The organism is Idiomarina sp. UBA4206 (assembly GCF_002383015.1).
GTDB lineage: Bacteria > Pseudomonadota > Gammaproteobacteria > Enterobacterales > Alteromonadaceae > Idiomarina > Idiomarina abyssalis.
Genome location: NZ_DFTS01000002.1, coordinates 10,938 through 13,272 on the forward strand (window position 1 = coordinate 10,938; position 2,335 = coordinate 13,272).

The 2,335-nt window shown below is 50.2% G+C and carries 1 protein-coding gene; it reads right to left on the minus strand.

What is annotated here, in order from left to right:
* On the minus strand, nt 1–2,335 hold a 2,335-nt coding region (locus B3180_RS00155; protein ID WP_286842136.1), incomplete at both ends, for a chromosome segregation SMC family protein.

Sequence of the window (2,335 nt, forward strand, 5' to 3'; positions counted from 1 at the left end):
CACTGCGTTGCAGTAACTTCTGCAACTGCGCGGCCTGAGCCTGTAAATTCTGCTGTTGCAGTGTCATCTGTTGCTGTTGACTGCGCAGTTGCTGCAACTGTTCATCTTCGGCACGAACTTTAGATTCCAATTGTGCGCCAAAGTCTTCATCAACCTGCTCAGTTTGTCCCAGCATCGATTCAAACTCTTCCAGCTGCATTTCAATTTGCTGTTGCTGCTCTGCCGAACTTTCAGCATGCATTTGTTGCTCTTGCTGCTTATCTTGCACGTTCGCTAATTGCTGCTGTATTTGCTCAGCCTGCTGCATATTCCACTGCAATCGCTCTTCGACTTTACCCTGCTGATTACGAGTCTGCTGAACCTGCTCCTGAACCTGCTCCAGTTGCTCTTGTGCCTGCTCAACCTTCGTCTGAGTCTGTTCCAGCTGCGCTTCACTTTCAGACAACCTGGCTGCCAGCGACTCCAATTGTTCGAGTAACTTCTGACGCTGTGTCTGCAGGTGAAGGACACTATTATCCTCGTCAACACGAGCTGCAATAAAGCCGTCCTGCCAATACCAGTTACCGGCTTTCGACACGGCAAAACTGGCCTCACTCTGTTGCAACTGCTGTCTCGCACTTGCTTCCTGGTCAATTGCCAGGCACTGCTGCAACGGCGCCCAATAACGTAATGGACCTTTGACTTTATTAGCCAGCGACCAGATCTCGGGCTCTTGTGCGCTTGCAGGCCAAATCAACTTTACACCGGAAACTGCTTGTGTGTCTTCCGGAGCTTGCTCCAGAACCACGGCATCCAACCAGTCATAAGCCAGCTGTTCAACCGCCATTTCCCAGCCACTTTCAGCCTGCAGTAATTCCCTGACCTTCAAGTTGTCTGGATACTTCTCCTGTATCCATCTTTCACTGCGGCTGTCGTTATTTTGCTTCCCTTCCAGCAATTGCTCAATGGCGGTTAACTGAGCCTGAGCTTTATCTTGTTGCTGTTGAGTCTGTCGATGTTGTTCCTGTTGTTCTTTAAGAGCTTGCTGAAGTTTCTGCAGTTGGTCTTTACTGTGCTGATACCGAGTTTCTTCCTGCTCCAGCTGACCCTTTAACTCAACCAGAGCCTGTTCGTTCTCGTCAACAGATAATGCTTGTTCCTGTTGCTGCAACTCTTGTTGCTGGCTGTGAAGTTGCTCGACTTGTTGCAACGCATATTGCTGGCTTTGTTTGAGCTCTTGCAGCTTCAGTTGCGCCTGCTGTCGCTGTTTTTCAACATCGCGTTGCTGTTGTTGGTGTTGTCTTTGTTGTTGCTGCCACTGCCGCCATTGCTCATTAGCTTGTTGAGACTGTTCTGATACTCTTTCGAGCTGTTCCTCAACCTGCTCCAGCTGAGGCTCAAGCATCAGTTGCTGCTCTTCCAGTTGTTCTCTTTGCAGGCGATCATCCGCCAGTTGCTCGTTAAGCTGCTCTATATCTTCATTTAACTGCTGCTGCCGCTGGCTGCGCTGCTCTTTTAACTCTTGCTGATGTTTCAGTGTTTGTTCAATACGGGTAATTTCATTGCCCACTGAAAACATTTGTTCCTGCGACAGCTCTACTCTGTCGCGCGCTTCTTCAGCCTGCTCTTTCAGTTCAATAGCGCCCCGTTCATCACCACTTTGCTGTGCCTGCCAGCGTTCAAGCTCGGTTTGTTGTTCGGCGTATTGTGTCTGCAACTGCTGTCGTTGATTATCCAGTTTTAGCCAGCGTAGGGCCTGCAGTTCACCTTTAAATTTACGCTCACTGGCTTTCAACTCCTTGTAACGAATGGCAGCCGCGGCCTGACGCTCCAGCTTCTCCAACTGTTGACCCAGCTCTTCGCGAACGTCACTCAAGCGCTCCAGGTTCTCGCGCGTATGCAGCATCCGGTTTTCGGTTTCTTTACGACGTTCCTTGTATTTTGAAATGCCTGCGGCTTCTTCAATAAACACCCGCAGTTCCTGCGGACGTGATTCAATCAGGCGGGAAATCATGCCTTGTTCAATAATGGCGTAACTTCGCGGACCCAGTCCGGTTCCCAGAAATAAGTCGGTAATATCACGGCGTCGGCAACGGCTGCCGTTCAAAAAATAGTTCGACTGGCCGTCTCGGGTCACCAGACGCTTAACGGAAATTTCATTGAATGCCGCGTACTCACCCTGAATACGTCCCGAACTGTTATCGAATACCAGTTCAACACTGGCCTGAGAAACCGGTTTACGGGCACTGGAGCCATTAAAAATCACATCGCTCATGGCATCGCCACGCAGGTTTTTGGCTGAACTTTCACCCAGCACCCAGCGCACGGCATCAATGATGTTGGACTTGCCGCAGCC